We start from the raw sequence: 15,996 nt of genomic DNA on the forward strand, positions 1-15,996 counted from the left end.
CCCTCAAGTGGCTCAAGTCCTGTGGTTTGTCCGCCCGTTCGGGCTTGTCCGCCCGTTCACAAGGTCAGCGGTCAGTCCCACTCCAGACCGCCGCGCCGCCAGACGTAGGCGTACGCGACGAAGACCGTGGCGATGAACAGGAGCATCTCGACCAGCCCGAAGATCCCCAGGGCGTCGAAGCTGACCGCCCACGGGTAGAGGAAGACGATCTCGATGTCGAAGACGATGAAGAGCATCGCCGTCAGGTAGTACTTGATCGGGAACCGACCGCCGCCCACGGGCTGCGGGGTCGGCTCGATGCCGCACTCGTACGCCTCCAACTTGGCCCGGTTGTAACGCTTGGGGCCGGTCAGTGAGGCCATCACGACGGAGCCGACCGCGAACGCCGCCGCGATGGCACCGAGTACGAGGATCGGCGCGTAGGCATTCATAGCCCCCGCTCCCTCCGTCCAGTCGTCCTTGACTGCAGATCGGAACCGACGGGTCACGCTGTGGTGGACCCGCGTTCCGGTTCCCGAGATCCACCTCATGTGAGGCAGTTCACAAAGCCTGGAACGAGCGCATCCTATGCCCGTCGGCTTGTGATCTGCGACACGCAGTTCAGCGTGATCTTTGTGATCTACGACACCTCTTGAATGGTGACGAAAGTGAGCATGCCCAGAGTTGTCAACGCAAAGAAGTCAAATGATCACAACCAGTCGCATTTACCTGCGAAGCAGCTGGTCAGCGGCGTGCTCCTATATCAACTATGCTCCGCTCAGGGCAAATTTCCGGGCGTCATGTTGACGTGTTAATGGGCCTCACTCGCAGGGGTGGCGGGCCCCCGAACGTCCGCTTGACCCTTCGTTCACAAGCGCGCGAACTGGGGATCGGGCGGGGTGACTGGGGAGTGAGCCAGGAGTGAGCCGGGGGCGGTCCGGGGGTGAACCGGAGGTGAGTGGGCGGGTAGGCCGGAGGTAGATCCGGGTGGATTGAGGTGCGTGGGGGGTCGCTGTGGCGGGCCTCGTGGGCGGGGCCGGCGCTACGGCGGGAGGCGGCGCGACGCGGCGGCGGCGGGGGTCGCGGAGGCGGGGGCGCGGCGGCGTGGCAGGAGGCGCGGCGAGAAGGAGCTACTCGCGGGCGGGGAGGGCGGATCAAGGTCCTGCCGGAAGGCCGTCGGGGCACGCCGACGGACGGGAAGGCCGACGGGGGCGGGCCGGCCCGGTAACGGCCGGTCTCAGATGCTGCTCTCCCAGGCCCAGGCGGCAATGCCGACCCGATTCCGGGCGCCGATCTTCCTCTGGATCGTGGCCAGGTGGTTCTTCACCGTGCCTGCGGCGATGAACAGCTCAGCAGCGATCTCGGCGTTGGTCGCACCACCGGCCACAAGCTTGGCGATCTCGGTCTCCCGCCCGGTGAGATCTTCGATGGGCCCCCCTGACAGTTGTCCGCCCGGGCCTTCGTGCATCCCGTCCATCCCCAGCTTTTTCTCCCTTTCCCGCTTCCCTTGCCTCCACTGTCGCCCCTGCCTTTCCTGGCTTTCCCCGCCCTCGTTCTCCTCTCGTCGCTCCTGGTTTGTCTGCGACAGCTGTCGCAGCAGCCGGACGGTGACCTGCGGGCTGATCAGGGCGTCCCCCGCGACCGCTGCTCGAACCGCCTCGGCAAGCAGGGCCGGGCCCGACCTCTTCAGCAGAAAGCCCGCCGCTCCGGAGCGAATCGCCGTGTGCACGTACTCGTCCAGGTCGAAGGTGGTCACCACGACCACCCGGAACTCGCCGCCGAGCCGCCGGGTCAGCTCCAGCCCGTCCACCCTCGGCATCCGGATGTCCGCAAGGATCACGTCAGGGCGCAGCCGCTCGGCCAGTTCGAGCGCCGCCTGACCGTCCGAGGCCTCGCCCACGACCTCGATGTCGGGCTGGGCGTCCAGGATGATCCGGTACGCGCTGCGGATCGTCTCGTCGTCGTCTGCCAACAGGACTCGGATGCTCATCGACCCTCCAAGGGCATGGTTGCCGTTGTTCGCCAGCCGTCACCATCTCGCGCCGCGGTGAGCGTCCCACCCAGCGCCTCCACCCTGGCCGCGAGTCCGGCCAGTCCGCTGCCGCCCCTACGCGGGCCGGGCGGCTGCGCGCCACCACCGTCATCGCGCACCACGATCTCCAGCCTCCTGCCCTCGCTCCGCACCCGAACGTCGACGGCACGGGCGGCCGGCGCGTGCCGGCGGACGTTGGTCAGTGCCTCGACCACGATCCGGTACGCCGTCGCCGCCACCTCCCTCGGGATGGCCGGCCCGTCCGGCACCGCGTCGAGTCGCACCTCGGTACTACCGGAGGACGCGAACCGCTCGGTGAGCTCGACGAGTTCGGCCAGGCCGGGCTGCGGGCTTCGCTCGAGTGCGCTCTCCTCCTCGCTGCGCAGCAGGTGAACGGTCCGGTCCAGCGAGGCCAGCGCCTGCTGCCCGGCCTGCTCTATCCGCTCGAACAGCGCCGCCGCCCGGACCGGATCGGAGGCGGCCAGCACCATACCGGCCTGCGCCTGGGCGACCATGCCGCTGACATCATGCGCGACGAAGTCGTGCAGGTCGTGGGCGAGTTCCAGCCGCTGGGTACGTCGTGCGGCAGCCACCGAGCGCCGCCGGGTGTCGTCCAGCCCGCGCAGATAGAGTCCGGCCAGGACGGCCGGGAGAGCGAGCACCGAGCCGAACCCGAAGAGCGTCAGCGCATCCCCAGGCCCGACGATCTCCTCGAACCGGGAGGGCCAGAGCGCCACCGCACCGCCGACCACCCAGGTCGATGCCGCGCACCGCCACCCCTCCCCGCCGCGCAACGCGAGCACCACCAGCAGCAGGAGAGCGGCCAGTTCGACCAGCCCGACCAGCCCGGGCCATCGGTTGGACTCCGCCCACCGGCCCGCGGCCCAGACGCCGACGGTGACCGCTACCGACACCGCCCCCGCCACACCCGCAACGGCCACTGCCCCGAACCGCGCCCGCGCCGCCCAACCGAGCAGCACGACCACCGGAACGACCACCGACAGAAACTGACTCATCATCGACTCCCCTTCCCCCGAGTGCAGTCAGCCTACGGATCACCAAAGCCGGCCACCTCTGCCGATCGGCACATTCCTCGCGCCTTTCTGAGCAGCCAGAACAGTCCGATCGGCATCTGCCGCCGGCCTTGCCCTGCAGCCAGGCTTGAGTCATCGACCGGCCACCGGGGCCGTTCGGGAGGGGAGTTCACCACCATGATCGACACCAAGCCGTCCGTCCGCCCGATCCCTGTCGCCGACGACGTGCCTCCCGCCCGGCGCTGGGTCGAGCGCGCCGCCGAGGCCGCCGTCTGGACGACGGTCCCGTCCGGCCTCTGGCGCATCGCGTTCGGCTTCGGCGTCCCGGTCGGGGCCAGCGGCGAGATGGCCAAGTTCGCCGGGGACCACCACCCCGGCTGGGGAGCCGTCTACGCGGTGGTCCTCAGCGCACTCGCCGAGACCTTGGCCTTCCTGACGGTCGGCCTGGTCCGCCCCTGGGGTCGGGTCACACCTCGCTGGCTCCCCCTGATCGGCGGCCGGCGCGTCCGCCCCCTGGCCGCCATCGTCCCGGCCGCCGTCGGTTCGGCCATCCTGACCTTCCTCGGCCTCGCCTCACTCTGCGGCGGCTGGGCGAGCGCCATGAGCAATCCCGATTCTCCCCATGGCTTCGCCGGCCTGGTGATGACCCTCTGCTATCTCCCGCTCATAGCCTGGGGTCCGCTGGTCGCCGTGGTCACCATCGACTACGCGCGCCGTACGCTGCGCCGCCGGTAGCCCCGTCCCTCATGCCGACGCCGGTGCCGAGGCTGGAGATGACTCCAGGTCCGGCTCCAGGTCCGGCTCCGGGGTTGGCGTCGGCACCGGGCCGGCTTCGGGCTCCCGGTCGCCTTCGGACTCCGGGTCGACCGCACGCTGCGCGGCCGGGGCACTCGTACGACGGCCCCACTCGGTGCCGATGAGGACGAGCACGGCGCCGAACAGGGCCGGCGGGCCGAGGTGGTCTCCGGCCAGGGTGATACCGAAGACGGCGGCCCAGAGGGGTTCGGTCCCGAGCAGCAGGCTGACCCGGGAGGGCGAGGTGGTCCGCACTGCCCACATCTGGACGAAGAAGGCGAACAAGGTGCAGAGCAGAGTCAAGTGGAGCAGCCAAGCCCACTGCGACGGGCCGTACGAGGCGGCAACGGTCCACGGGGCGGGACCGGCGAGCGGCGCCACCAGGGCGAACACCGCGGTCGCTGTGGCGAGTTGCACCCAGGTGGCGGCCAGCGAGTCCGTTCCCCGGATCGCTGGAATCCGGGACATGGTGAGTACATGGACGGTCCGCACCAGGGCTGCGCCAAGCATCAGCAGGTCGCCGAGCGAGGGCGCCTTCAGCCCTCCTCCCCCGGTGAGCAGCGCGATGCCGAGCACCGACAGGCCTGCCGCCGCCAGAAAGGCACGAGGTAGCGACGTCCGACCGAGGGCGCTCTCAGCGAGAGGAGTGAACACCATCGTGAGGCTGATGATCAGACCTGCATTGGTGGCCGAGGTGTGCACCGCGCCATATGTCTCCAGCAGGAAGATCCCGCTGAGGACCAGGCCCAGCAGTGCGCCGCCCAGCCACTCCCGGCGACCCATCCTGCGCAGGGCAGGCCATGCGAACGCCCCGAGTACCGGCAACATCAGCGCGAACCGCAGCACAAGCATCGCCACGACCGTCCCCGGCTCGGCGACCCGTTGCACCGCCAGAAAGCTCGATCCCCAGACCACTGCGACCAGCAGCACCGGCACGTCACGAACGAAAGAGGAGGAGGTGCGCATGCGTGGGCCCTTCCGGAACGGACGGAATCGACAGACGAGATTCCCGTACGGCATCGGACGGATCCCTGTGCAGAGCGTGAGGCCCGCCATCCTCGCGCATCCCGGCCCGGTCCATCAACGGTTTTACGCTCCCGCTCGGCAGAGCCCGCGCGCACACATCGCAAGCGCGACCAGGCCCAGGACCACCGCAGGACCGGGGCGGTCACCTCCTCGGTGCGGTCTCCGCTCCCCGACCGGGCCCGTCGCCGAGCAGGCCGTTGGCCTCGGCAATCGCCTCGATGTCGGCGGGGGTACCGGCCATGATGTCCCGCACGTGAGCCGTGACGAGTTCGACGGGCCAGTCCCACCAGGCAGCGCGCAGGAGACGGGCCACGTCGGCATCCGCGAAGCGCCGGCGGATCGTACGGGCAGGGTTGCCTCCGACAACCGTGTACGGCTCGACATCCGCGGTCACCATGGCGCCGGCGGCGATGATCGCACCATCACCGATCCGCACACCAGGGAGGACGGTGGCGCCGTAGCCGAACCAGACGTCGTTGCCGATGACGGTGTCACCTCGACTGGGGAGACCGGTGACGATGTCGAGGGTCCGCTCCGTCCAGCTGCCGCCGAACATCGTGAACGGGAAGGTGGAGACCCCCACAGTCGGGTGTGCGGCACCGGCCATGAGAAAGCGGGTGCCGGTGGCGATCGCACAGTACTTGCCGATCACCAACCGCTCCGGCCCGTACGCGTAGAGGACATTGCGCTCCTCGAAGGCGGTGGCAGCGTCGGGGTCGTCGAAGTAGGTGTACTCGCCGACCTCGATGCGCGGGTCGGTGACCAGGGAGCGCAGCAGGACAACCCGGTCATGCCCGGCGAGGGAGTGCAACACGGCGGGGTCGGGGATCGCAGCAGTCATGGGACTCCTCTCGCAGCCTCGAACACTCAAGGCCTCGGCTTCTTGGGCACCCGGCTTCTTCGGGCACCGAGCTCTCCAGGACCCGAGCTCTCCAGGACTCAAGCTCTCGAAATGCGACTCAAGTCGCATTAAGATCGAGGATGACACGCCCCCACCACCACGGCAAGCCTTAATGCGACTGGAGTCGACTTTGAGCGAGAGCAGCCCCACCGCCCCCCGCACGCGGGCGCCGCGCCCCGGCGGTCGCAGCGCCCGCGTCCGTGCGGACGTCGTGACCGCCACGCTCGCCGAGGTCACCGAGAACGGGTACGACGGGCTGACCATCGATGCGGTCGCCGCCCGCTCCGGCGTGCACAAGGCGACGCTGTACCGACGCTGGGGCGGTGTGGACGGGCTGATCGCCGATGCCCTCACCGCCTCGGCCGACACCCCCTGGGAGGCGCCGGACACCGGGGACCTCGGCGAGGACCTCCGCCGGATCACCCACGAGGTGTACGCCGTCTTCACCGACCCCCAGCTGGGCCCCACGCCCACCGCGCTGATCTCCGCAGCCCAGCGCTCGGATGTCGGCGCGGCCGCCCTGCGCGAGTTCTTCGCAGCCCGCCACCGCCAGGCCGCCGGCGTCGCCGAACGGGCCGCGGCCCGAGGCGAGCTTCCCGCCGGCACCGACGGCGCCGAGGTCGCCCGGGCGGCAACCGCCCCGCTCTACTACCGACTGTTCGTCACCGGCGAGCCGCTCGACGCCCGCACCGCCGAGCGGGCCGCCGACGCCGCCGCCCTCGCCGCCCGGGCCGGCCTGTTCACCTGACCCGCCCACCCCAACCGCCGACCACAGCACCCAGCCCGCCAACCCGCCAGCCCGCCAACCCGCCAACCCGCCAACCCGCCAACCCGCCAACCCGCCAACCCGCCAACCGCAACCCCAGGCCACCCAACCGCCCCAAGAACCGCCCGCCGTCTACCGAACCGCGCCCCACCCGTGGATGATGTCGCCATGACAACATCGCCGACCACCATCCTCCGGAAGGCTCGTCAAGTGAAGCGCAAACACTGGGCGTTGCTCACCGCCGCCACCGTCCTCCCGCTGGCCGTGACCACCGGCACCGCGGCCGCGGAGACCCCGCCGACCGCCCCGGCAACCACCACCTGCACGTACACCCCGGCGGTTCCCGCCGACAACTTCAAGGGCATCCCGGTCTTCAATGCCAAGAAGGCCGCCAAGCCCTACAGCGCCACGCTGAAGACCACCCAGGGCTCGATCACCTTCGAGGCCCTGACGGACAAGGCGCCCTGCACCACCTTCTCGTTCCGCTTCCTCGCCGAACACGACTACTTCGACCGCAGTCACTGCCACCGCCTCACCACCCAGCGGATCTACGTCCTGCAGTGCGGCGACCCCACCGGCACCGGCAGCGGCGGCCCCGGCTACTCATTCCCGGACGAGAACCTGACCGGCGCCGTCTACCCCGCCGGAACCGTGGCCATGGCCAACGCCGGGCCGAACACCAACGGCAGCCAGTTCTTCTTCGTCTGGAAGGACACCAAGCTCTCCCCCGCCTACACCCCGTTCGGCCGGATCACCGCGGGTCTGGACGTCCTCCAGAAGATCGCCGCCGGCGGCGAGGACGACCAGAACAACCCCGGCGACGGCTTCCCCACCCTCCCGGTGAACATCCGCAACGTGAAGATCAGCAACCGCTAGACCGCGGCCACCGGCACCACAACGGTGGAAATGCCGCTGGGTCGGCGCCCCGAACCGGCGCCGGGGACCCGACCCAGCGGTAGCCTGCCCAGCGGTAGCCAGCGCAGCGGTAGCCGACCCAACAAGAACCACCCCAGCCGTAGCACCCCAACCGGGAGCCGCCCCACCCCAAGCGCCGCCACGGAGCCGAGACGCCCGCCCGACTCCCGTAGCGTGGTCGGCGTCAGCGGAGCCGTACGGGAGCAGGGCAGATGGACAGCAGGATCTGGGAGAGCGTCGACCACCTGGTCGCCTGGTTGGACGAGGAGAGCCGGCTCCCCTCGCAGGAGGAGCGGTTGCTGCGAATCCTCAAGCTCTCCGAGGAGGTCGGTGAGGTCGGAGCCGCCGTCATAGGCGCCACCGGTCAGAACCCCCGCAAGGGTGTCACCCACAGCTGGGAGGACGTCCAGCACGAACTCTGCGACGTGGTCTTCTCGGCCCTGGTGGCTCTGCGCACCCTCACCCCGGACGCCGCACGCGTTTTCGCCGAGCGGCTCGCCTACGTCGAGCAGCGCTCGGCGGCCAGCCGCCGGGAGCCCGAGGGCGGCCAGGAGGTCTGAGGGCAGGCCTTCGCCGTGTCGACGCCACCCTCCTCGACGCCACCCCCCTCGATGCCAGTCACGTCGATGCCAGTCACGTCGATGCCGGGCGCGGGAACTCCCCGCCGCCGGACGGTGTCCAGGTAGGCGAGGGGGCGGGGAGCCTCCCGGGAGGGGGAGCATCAGGTGTCCGACACCAGTGAGTGGACCGACGAGGCCGTTCCCGGGCCGCAGGGGCGGCAGCCGGGGCAGCGGGCGGCGGCCTGGGCCCTGACGCTGTGCGGAGTGTTCATGGTGGCCGTCGCCGGTTGGGGCGTGGCCGCGATGACGCAGGACCAGTCTGCGCGCGAGACCGACGTCAACCGGGCTGAGCGGCTGGCGCGGCTGCACGCCGAGCAGCATCCGGGCAAGGGCCGGTACTACGTCCCGGAGGCCGCCAGCTACGGCCTGGCACCCGACGGGACGCCGGTCGGCTACCTGCACTACCGCCTCGGCGGCGGTGACGACGTGAACCTGGACGACTTCCTCCGCGTCTACGACCTCCCGCAGCCGGGCGCCCCGGCGCCCCTCCCCGCCGACCTGAGGGCGGCCCTGCCCGGCGAGGAGCCGACCGAGGCGGCACAGCTGCCCGAGCCGCCCGACGGCAACAGCAGCGCCACCAGCACCGGCAGCACCACCACAAGCACCGGCCGGCAGATCTACGTGGTGCCCGCGGACACCGGCCTGGCGGGCGCCGCAGACGTCTACGTACGGGCCACCCGGGGCTGAGCCCCTCCCGAACGGGCTGAGCCTTCCCAGGCGGGCTGAGCCGCTCCCAGCAGACGCGCCCCGCGCAGCCGGAACACCCAGCAGCCGGAGCGCCCAGCAGCCAGGGCACCCGATGCGCGGGATCCGCCGCCCGGTCCCGCCGGAGCGGTCCTAGGCGTTCGGGGCGGCCTTGGCCAGGCCGTTGATGATGCGGTCCATGGCGTCACCGCCCTGGGGGTCGGTCAGGTTGGCCAGCATCTTCAGGACGAACTTCATCAGGACGGGGTGGGTGAGGCCGCGCTGGGTGGCGAGCTGCATCACCTTGGGGTTGCCGATGAGCTTCACGAAGCCGCGGCCGAGGGTGTAGTAACCGCCGTAGACGTCCTTGAGGATGCGCGGGTACGCCTGGAGGGCGCGCTCGCGTCCCGCTTCGGTCACCCGGGCGTGGGCCTGGACGATGACCCCGGCGGCGATCTGCCCGGATTCCATCGCGTAGGCGATGCCCTCGCCGTTGAACGGGTTGACCATGCCGGCCGCGTCGCCGACCAGCAGCAGGCCGCGGGTGTAGTGCGGCTGCCGGTTGAAGGCCATCGGCAGGGCCGCGCCGCGGATCGGGTCGGTCATGTTCTCCGGCGTGTAGCCCCACTCCTCCGGCATGCTGGCGCACCAGGCCTTGAGCACCTCGCGCCAGTCCAGCTCGCCGAAGGCGGGCGAGGAGTTGAGGATGCCGAGGCCGACGTTGGACGTGCCGTCGCCCATCCCGAAGATCCAGCCGTAGCCGGGCAGCAGCTTCCGCTGGCCGTCCCGGGTGTCCCACAGCTCCAGCCAGGACTCCAGGTAGTCGTCGTCGTGGCGCGGCGAGGTGAAGTACGTCCGGTAGGCGACGCCCATCGGGCGGTCCTCGCGGCGGTGCAGGCCCATGGCGAGCGAGAGCCGCGTCGAGTTGCCGTCGGCGGCGACGACGAGCGGGGCCCGGAAGACGACCGGGCGCTTCTCCTCGCCGAGCTTGGCGGTGACGCCGACGATCCGGCCGGTGCGGTCGTCCAGTACCGGACCGCTGACGTTGCACCGCTCGTACAGCCGGGCGCCGGCCTTCTCGGCCTGCCGGGCCAGCAGTTCGTCGAAGTCGGCGCGCTTGCGGACCAGCCCGTAGTCGGGGAAGGCCGACAGTTCGGGCCAGTCCAGCTCCAGCCGGACGCCGCCGCCGATGATCCGCAGGCCCTTGTTGTGCAGCCAGCCGTTCTCCAGCGACACGTCGATGCCCATGTCGACCAGCTGCTTGGTGGCACGCGGGGTCAGGCCGTCGCCGCAGACCTTCTCGCGCGGGAACGCCGTCTTCTCCAGCAGCAGCACGTCCAGGCCGGCCTGCGCGAGGTAGTACGCGGTGGTGGCACCCGCCGGACCCGCGCCGACCACGATGACGTCGGCGGTGCTCTCCACGACCCCTGCGCTCAGGTCAACTGCGGTCTCGGACACGGTGGGCACACTCCTGCTGCGGGTCGGCTGGGCTTGGACGAGTCTACGAGCTACTGACGGTCGACCGGCCCGCTCAGACCTTGTACGCGCGGTGCAGTGCGACGATCCCGCCGGTGAGGTTCCGCCAGGCGGCCTTGCCCCAGCCGGCCTCCTGTAGCTTCGCGGCCAGCCCGGGCTGGTCCGGCCAGGCGCGGATGGACTCGGCGAGGTAGACGTAGGCGTCCGGGTTGCTGCTGACGGCGGTGGCCACCGGCGGCAGCGCGCGCATCAGGTACTCGGTGTAGACCGTCCGGAACGGCGTCCAGGTCGGGGTGGAGAACTCGCAGATCACGAGCTTGCCGCCGGGCTTGGTGACCCGGTACATCTCGCGCAGCCCGGCCTCGGTGTCGTGCACGTTGCGCAGCGCGAAGGAGATCGTCACCGCGTCGAAGGTGTCGTCGGCGAACGGCAGCCTGGTGGCGTCGCCGGCGGTGAGCGGCAGCTCGGGGTGGCGGCGCTTGCCCTCGGTGAGCATGCCCACCGAGAAGTCGCACGGGACGACCTTGGCGCCGGCGTCGACGAAAGGCAGCGAGGAGGTGCCGGTGCCGGCCCCGAGGTCGAGCAGGAGGTCTCCCGGTCCGGCGGCCACCGCCTCGGCCACCGCCCGGCGCCAGGCGCGGGCCTGGCCCAGGGAGATCACGTCGTTGGTGCGGTCGTACTTCGCCGCGACGTCGTCGAACATGGCGGCGACTTCGTGCGGCTGCTTGTCCAGAGAGGCTCGGGTCACGACCCCATTGTTCACCCTGAGGACAACGACACGGGCAAGGGGGCACGCCGTCCGCCGCAGGAGGTCCTCACCGACCCGCCCACCAGGGTCCCGGAGCACCCGCCCAGGACCCGAAAGCACCCGCCCAGGGCCCCGGAGCACCCGCCAGGAGCGCCGAAGCGTCAGTGCAGGCCCCGGCGCCCGCCCGAGCGGCGCCGGCGGCGCGAGCGCTTGCCCTGCGTTATCGCGGGCATCCCGTCCGGCAGCGCGCCCGCGGCGAGCGCGACGGTGGTGGCGAAGCGGCTCTGACCGCTGCGGATGGCCACCGCCCGGCGGTGCCGCAGGATCCGCAGCATGCAGACGGCGAAGAACAGCAGGGCCACCGGCACGCTGAACCTGGCCAGTCCGACTCCGACCGGCTGCGGGTAGGTGTCGCCGCAGATCCGCACCGCGCCCGCGTCGTCGGCGGCGTGCTCCAGGCAGATCGCGTCGCCGAGCTTGGCGCCGTCCGCCAGCGGCAGTGCGGCGGCGGTGTGCGGCTGGCCGGCGGCCCGGTAGCTGACGGCGCTGTAGGAGCCGCCGCCGGTGGGCAGCTGGGTGACGACGCCCTCCACTCTCACCGGGTGGGCGCCGATCCGGTCCGCCTGGTCGGCTTGGCGCCAACCGAGCAGGCACATGCCGACGGCCAGCACGGCGCTGAGCACAGCGGCGAGGTACCAACCACGGCCCAACCGCGGGGATCGCGGCGGGGGGACGGTCGCGGATCGCATGGTTCCTGTCCTGGCTTGCCTTCGGGGCCTGGGACAGGGCCCCGACACCCGCCGGGGGGCGGGTGATGTGTGGTGAGGGTACGGAGTGAGCTGTCCGGGATCGTATCCGCTGGCGGGCCCTCAGGTCACGGCGAAGGGTGAATCAGACGATATGGCCGCCAGTGAAGTTCGGCGGCACACGAAGGAAGTCCGGTACGTCGCACGGGAATCCGGCTACCGGCGGGTAGGCGGTCGGGCTCAGCGGCGCCGGTACAGCAGGCGCCCGGCCAGCACGGTGGCGAGGCAGCCGCCGGGGCGCGGCGCGCCGTCCACGGCACCGAACACCGCGAAGTCGGCCCGCCCACCGACCGTCAGCCGCCCGTACACCGCCGCGGCGAGCGGCAGCACGGCAAGCGGGTCCAGCGGCCCCTCGACCCCCGCAGACCCCTCTCCCGAAGCACCCGGATCCCCCGAGGCGCCCGAAACTCCCGCAGCCGCCGAACCCCCCGGACCTCCCAGCGCAGCCAGCCCCGACCGCGCCACCGCCATCCGCACCACATCGTGCTCGAACGGACCGGCCACCGCCGTCACCCCGAAGCCGAGCATCCGCTGCAGCCCGCGCCGGGCGCTCGCGCCGTACCGCGCCGGATCGGCCCCACCCGCACCGCCCGCACCGCCCGCTCCACCCGGACCGCCCGCAGAGCCGCCCGCACCGCCCGCAAGCCCCCCGGGCACCGGCTCGCTGCCGACCCCCTCGCGCGGGTCCGGGTGGTAGGCGCACTCCAGCAGCCAGTGCCCGTACGGGTTGCACAGCCCGGGCGTGAGCACGGCGTCCCCCCAGTCCCGCACCCGGGCCTGCGGATACGCGGCCGCCACCTCCCCGAGCGGGCCGAGCGCAGCGATCCGCTCGCCCTGCACCACCACCGCCCCGTCGGAGATCGGCGGGGCGGCGGGGTCGGCCGGGTCGGGCAGCACGAGGGCGGCCCGGTGCAGGGTCAGCACGGCGGGAGCGGGGTCGGCACGGCGGGAGCGTCAGCCGTTGTCGAGGATCTTCAGCTCGGGGTGCGCCGTGCCGCCCTCGATCGCGGTGGAGGCGATGTGCGAGGCGACCCGCGGGTCCACCGGGTCGTTCGCCGGGTCGTCCAGCACCCGCAGGTGCTGGTACGTGGTCGAGCGCTGGGCGGGCACGCGGTCGGCGGCCCGGATCAGGTGGATCAGCTCGGTGAGGTTGGAGCGGTGCTTGGCACCGGCCGCCGAGACGACGTTCTCCTCCAGCATGACCGAGCCCAGGTCGTCCGCACCGTAGTGCAGCGACAGCTGGCCGGCCTCCTTGCCGGTGGTCAGCCAGGAGCCCTGGATGTGGGCGATGTTGTCGAGGAACAGGCGGGCGATGGCGATCATCCGCAGGTACTCGAAGACGGTGGCCTGGGTCGAGCCCTTCAGGTGGTTGTTCTGCGGCTGGTAGGTGTACGGGATGAACGCCCGGAAGCCGCCGGTGCGGTCCTGCACCTCGCGGATCATCCGCAGGTGCTCGATCCGCTCGGCGTTGGTCTCGCCGGTGCCCATCAGCATGGTGGAGGTGGACTCCACGCCCAGGCGGTGCGCGGCCTCCATGATCTCCAGCCAGCGCTCGCCGGACTCCTTGAGCGGCGCGATCGCCTTGCGCGGCCGCTCCGGCAGCAGCTCGGCGCCGGCACCCGCGAAGGAGTCCAGGCCGGCCTTGTGGATCCGGGTGATGGCCTCCTCGATGGAGACCTTGGAGATCCGCGCCATGTGCTCGACCTCGGAGGCGCCCAGCGAGTGGATCACCAGCTGCGGGAAGTCCGCCTTGATCGCCGAGAACGCGCGCTCGTAGTACTCCACGCCGTAGTCCGGGTGGTGGCCGCCCTGGAACATGATCTGGGTGCCGCCCAGCTCGACCGTCTCCGCGCAGCGGCGCAGGATCTCGTCGAGGTCGCGGGACCAGCCCTTGTCGCTCTTCGGCGCCACGTAGAACGCGCAGAACTTGCACGCCGTCACACAGACGTTGGTGTAGTTGATGTTGCGCTCGATGATGTACGTCGCGATGTGCTCGGTACCGGCGTAGCGGCGGCGGCGGACCGCGTCGGCCGCCGAGCCGAGCGCGTGCAGCGGCGCCGAGCGGTACAGCTCCAGCGCCTCCTCCGGGCTGATCCGGCCGCCGCCGGCGGCCCGGTCGAGGATGGCCTGCAGGTCGGTGCTGGGCGCATCGAGGGTGGTCGCTGCGAGCTCGGACACCTGGCGGCCTTCTCTCTCTCGGGTACTGCTGCGTGTTCTGGAGGTACTGCTGGAACCACCGCTGGCTACGGCTGGAACCACCGCTGGCTACGGCCGAACCAGCCTACGCCAGCCCTTGCGCGTGCCTGCGTCAGCCCGCGTGCCGCAGCGTCCCGGACGGGTTCCCGGCCGGCGGGTCGGCGGAGGTGAAGCGGATCGTGCCGTCCTTCTGCAGGGTGAGCGTCTCCGAGTTCGAGCCTCCGGTGCACGCCCCGGGAAGCGAGGAGCCGACCAGCCGGGACGTGAAGACCAGCTTCTCCGGTGACACCGCGTCGAGCCTCCAGGCGCCGTCGCAGGTGACCGAGAGCGAACCGGCGATGACGACGGTGTTGTGGCTGGTGGTGCTCTCCTGGCCGAGCGCGGCCGGGCCGATGACCAGCGTGGTGACACCGGCGGGCAGCCGCTTCTCGGTGGTCATGTCCCCGCTCCAGGTGCCGAGGAAGGCACTCGGCACCACACTCGGGCCGGAAGCCGAACCGGAGCCGGGCCCCGCCCCGGTCGCCGGCGGGGGTACCGGGAGGATGGTCGTCGAACTGGACGAGGACGTCGTGGTGGAGGAGGTGGCCGACATGCTGAACGTGGCGCTGACGGTCGTCGCCGTGGTGGCCCCGGCCTCCGGATCCGGGCCCGGCTCCCCGCCCGACCGCAGTCCCCGGTAGATGCCGTACCCGAGGGCCGGGACCACCAGCGCGGCCACCAGGATGGCCACCACCCCGGAGCGCGTGCGGCTGCCGCCCTCCGGCCGGGTGCCGGCGGGGACGCGATCCACCGGCGAGGCCACCCCGGCGGGGACCCGGTCCACCGGCGCGACCGCCCCGCTGGGGACGCGGTCCGCCGGCGCGACCGCCTCGGTCGGCGTCCGGCCCACCGGTTCGGCCGGCCGGGCGCCCCCGGCGCGCGGCCCGGGACCGGCGCTCACTCCCTCGGCACCCGGCTCCCCCGCCTCCAGCTCCCCCGCCTCCAGGTCCAGCAGCTGGACGGCACTGCGCCCCACCGCCGCCGCCAGCGCGGGCGGCAGCCAACCACCGCGCCCGAGCCGGACGGTGGCGCCGCCGTCGCCGTCCAGCCGGGCCCGCAACTGCGCGGGGGTCGGCCGGGCGGCCGGGTCCTTGGCCAGGCAGCCGAGCACGACCGAGCGCAGCGGCTCGACCAGGCCGGTCAGGTCCGGTTCCTCGTGCAGCACCCGGTAGAGCAGTACCGCGGCACTCACGGCCTCCCCGAACGGCGGCGTGCCGGTGGCCGCGAAGGCGAGCACCGCGCCGAGCGAGAAGACGTCGCTCGACGGTCCGGCGGGCAGCCCGGCCGCCTGCTCCGGCGACATGAAGCCGGGCGAGCCGACCACGTAGCCGGACTGGGTGAAGCCGCTGGTCGCGTCCAGCGCGCGGGCGATACCGAAGTCGATCAGCCGCGGCCCGTCCAGGGTGAGCAGCACGTTGGACGGTTTGACGTCCCGGTGGACCAGCCCCAGCCCGTGCACGTGCGCCAGCGCCTCGGCGAGTCCGGCGCCGAGGGTCCGCACGGCCGGCTCGGGCAGCGGCCCGAACTCCCGGACGGCGGCGCCGAGCGCGGGCCCGGCGACGTATCCGGTGGCCACCCACGGGTGCTCGCCCTCGGTGTCCGCGTCCAGGACGGGCGCCGTCCAGGCCCCGCCGACCAGCCGGGCGGCGGCGACCTCCTGCCGGAAGCGGGCGCGGAACTCGGCGTCCTCGGCCAGCTCACCGCGCACCAGCTTGACGGCCACCGTGCGCCCGCCCGCCGTCCGGCCGAGGTAGACCCGGCCCATGCCGCCCGCGCCGAGCCGGCGCAGCAGCCGGTACCGGCCCACCTCACGCGGATCGTCCGACCCCAGTGCCTGCATCCCCCGCACGCTCCCCTCGCCCGCCCGGCGTCCGCCGAGGTCATGTGCCGACGCTACCGGGCGGCCGGGGCCTGGAGGGGGATGGTTTGTCCCCCTCCTCCGCCGGGTGCGTTGCCGACCCGCCGACCTCGACGTCTCC

General features: G+C 72.0%; 16 protein-coding genes. 5 read left to right on the forward strand and 11 right to left on the reverse strand.

The window, feature by feature from the left end; all coding sequences use genetic code 11:
• Positions 1–71: 71 nt before the first annotated feature.
• The 3 genes from ACFVVX_RS06600 to ACFVVX_RS06610 all read right to left on the reverse strand — a co-directional run bounded on the left by ACFVVX_RS06600 (position 72) and on the right by ACFVVX_RS06610 (position 3,030).
• A complete protein-coding gene (locus tag ACFVVX_RS06600; RefSeq protein WP_014137597.1) occupies positions 72–431 on the reverse strand; it encodes an NADH-quinone oxidoreductase subunit A in 360 nt (119 codons plus the stop codon).
• Between the two features lie 785 nt (positions 432–1,216).
• Positions 1,217–1,969, reverse strand: a complete 753-nt coding sequence (locus ACFVVX_RS06605) for a response regulator (RefSeq protein WP_387942107.1) — start codon at positions 1,967–1,969, stop codon at positions 1,217–1,219.
• Entirely contained in the window at positions 1,966–3,030 is a 1,065-nt protein-coding gene (locus tag ACFVVX_RS06610) for a sensor histidine kinase (RefSeq protein WP_387942109.1), read from the reverse strand. Before ACFVVX_RS06610 ends, ACFVVX_RS06605 begins: the two co-directional genes overlap by 4 nt.
• Before the next feature lie 192 nt (positions 3,031–3,222).
• Here ACFVVX_RS06610 and ACFVVX_RS06615 point away from each other — a divergent pair, with 192 nt between their 5' ends.
• Positions 3,223–3,780: a hypothetical protein gene (locus ACFVVX_RS06615; protein WP_387942112.1), complete on the forward strand. Its 558-nt coding sequence runs from the start codon at positions 3,223–3,225 to the stop codon at positions 3,778–3,780.
• Positions 3,781–3,789: 9 nt separating this feature from the next.
• On the opposite strand, the gene ACFVVX_RS06620 is transcribed toward ACFVVX_RS06615, so the two are convergent.
• Positions 3,790–4,806, reverse strand: a complete 1,017-nt coding sequence (locus ACFVVX_RS06620) for an EamA family transporter (RefSeq protein ID WP_387942114.1) — start codon at positions 4,804–4,806, stop codon at positions 3,790–3,792.
• A gap of 202 nt (positions 4,807–5,008) precedes the next feature.
• Entirely contained in the window at positions 5,009–5,707 is a 699-nt protein-coding gene (locus tag ACFVVX_RS06625) for a CatB-related O-acetyltransferase (protein WP_387942116.1), read from the reverse strand.
• Positions 5,708–5,897: 190 nt separating this feature from the next.
• Here ACFVVX_RS06625 and ACFVVX_RS06630 point away from each other — a divergent pair, with 190 nt between their 5' ends.
• The 4 genes from ACFVVX_RS06630 (at position 5,898) to ACFVVX_RS06645 (ending at position 8,755) form a co-directional block, all read left to right on the forward strand.
• Entirely contained in the window at positions 5,898–6,515 is a 618-nt protein-coding gene (locus ACFVVX_RS06630; protein WP_387942118.1) for a TetR/AcrR family transcriptional regulator, read from the forward strand.
• A gap of 228 nt (positions 6,516–6,743) precedes the next feature.
• Positions 6,744–7,409 carry a peptidylprolyl isomerase gene (locus tag ACFVVX_RS06635; RefSeq protein ID WP_387942120.1) on the forward strand — a complete coding sequence of 222 codons (666 nt, stop codon included), beginning with the start codon at positions 6,744–6,746 and terminating at the stop codon, positions 7,407–7,409.
• 251 nt (positions 7,410–7,660) lie between these two features.
• Entirely contained in the window at positions 7,661–8,008 is a 348-nt protein-coding gene (locus ACFVVX_RS06640) for a MazG-like family protein (protein ID WP_387942122.1), read from the forward strand.
• A gap of 165 nt (positions 8,009–8,173) precedes the next feature.
• Complete coding sequence (locus tag ACFVVX_RS06645; RefSeq protein WP_387942124.1) at positions 8,174–8,755, forward strand: hypothetical protein; 582 nt, start codon at positions 8,174–8,176, stop codon at positions 8,753–8,755.
• A gap of 150 nt (positions 8,756–8,905) precedes the next feature.
• Here ACFVVX_RS06645 and ACFVVX_RS06650 read toward each other — a convergent pair whose 3' ends face one another.
• The 6 genes from ACFVVX_RS06650 to ACFVVX_RS06675 form a co-directional block, all read right to left on the reverse strand.
• Positions 8,906–10,189, reverse strand: a complete 1,284-nt coding sequence (locus ACFVVX_RS06650; protein WP_387942523.1) for a geranylgeranyl reductase family protein — start codon at positions 10,187–10,189, stop codon at positions 8,906–8,908.
• A gap of 94 nt (positions 10,190–10,283) precedes the next feature.
• Positions 10,284–10,976 (reverse strand): demethylmenaquinone methyltransferase, encoded by a 693-nt coding sequence (locus tag ACFVVX_RS06655; protein WP_387942126.1) that lies wholly within the window; start codon positions 10,974–10,976, stop codon positions 10,284–10,286.
• 161 nt (positions 10,977–11,137) lie between these two features.
• Positions 11,138–11,659: a hypothetical protein gene (locus ACFVVX_RS06660; protein ID WP_387942128.1), complete on the reverse strand. Its 522-nt coding sequence runs from the start codon at positions 11,657–11,659 to the stop codon at positions 11,138–11,140.
• Between the two features lie 303 nt (positions 11,660–11,962).
• Positions 11,963–12,706: a hypothetical protein gene (locus ACFVVX_RS06665; protein ID WP_387942130.1), complete on the reverse strand. Its 744-nt coding sequence runs from the start codon at positions 12,704–12,706 to the stop codon at positions 11,963–11,965.
• Positions 12,707–12,736: 30 nt separating this feature from the next.
• Positions 12,737–13,960, reverse strand: a complete 1,224-nt coding sequence (gene mqnC, locus ACFVVX_RS06670) for a cyclic dehypoxanthinyl futalosine synthase (RefSeq protein WP_387942132.1) — start codon at positions 13,958–13,960, stop codon at positions 12,737–12,739.
• A 130-nt stretch (positions 13,961–14,090) separates the two neighbouring features.
• A complete protein-coding gene (locus ACFVVX_RS06675) occupies positions 14,091–15,857 on the reverse strand; it encodes a protein kinase (RefSeq protein WP_387942134.1) in 1,767 nt (588 codons plus the stop codon).
• Positions 15,858–15,996: the final 139 nt, after the last annotated feature.

Source organism: Kitasatospora sp. NPDC058170, assembly GCF_042883905.1.
In the GTDB taxonomy this organism is placed as follows: Bacteria; Actinomycetota; Actinomycetes; order Streptomycetales; family Streptomycetaceae; genus Kitasatospora.

What these genes read in the sequence shown, in the direction of transcription:
- ACFVVX_RS06600 (WP_014137597.1), bottom strand. Translation starts at nt 431, where the DNA reads ATGAATGCCTACGCGCCGATCCTCGTACTCGGTGCCATCGCGGCGGCG.
- ACFVVX_RS06605 (WP_387942107.1), bottom strand. Translation starts at nt 1,969, where the DNA reads ATGAGCATCCGAGTCCTGTTGGCAGACGACGACGAGACGATCCGCAGC.
- ACFVVX_RS06610 (WP_387942109.1), bottom strand. Translation starts at nt 3,030, where the DNA reads ATGATGAGTCAGTTTCTGTCGGTGGTCGTTCCGGTGGTCGTGCTGCTC.
- ACFVVX_RS06615 (WP_387942112.1), top strand. Translation starts at nt 3,223, where the DNA reads ATGATCGACACCAAGCCGTCCGTCCGCCCGATCCCTGTCGCCGACGAC.
- ACFVVX_RS06620 (WP_387942114.1), bottom strand. Translation starts at nt 4,806, where the DNA reads ATGCGCACCTCCTCCTCTTTCGTTCGTGACGTGCCGGTGCTGCTGGTC.
- ACFVVX_RS06625 (WP_387942116.1), bottom strand. Translation starts at nt 5,707, where the DNA reads ATGACTGCTGCGATCCCCGACCCCGCCGTGTTGCACTCCCTCGCCGGG.
- ACFVVX_RS06640 (WP_387942122.1), top strand. Translation starts at nt 7,661, where the DNA reads ATGGACAGCAGGATCTGGGAGAGCGTCGACCACCTGGTCGCCTGGTTG.
- ACFVVX_RS06675 (WP_387942134.1), bottom strand. Translation starts at nt 15,857, where the DNA reads ATGCAGGCACTGGGGTCGGACGATCCGCGTGAGGTGGGCCGGTACCGG.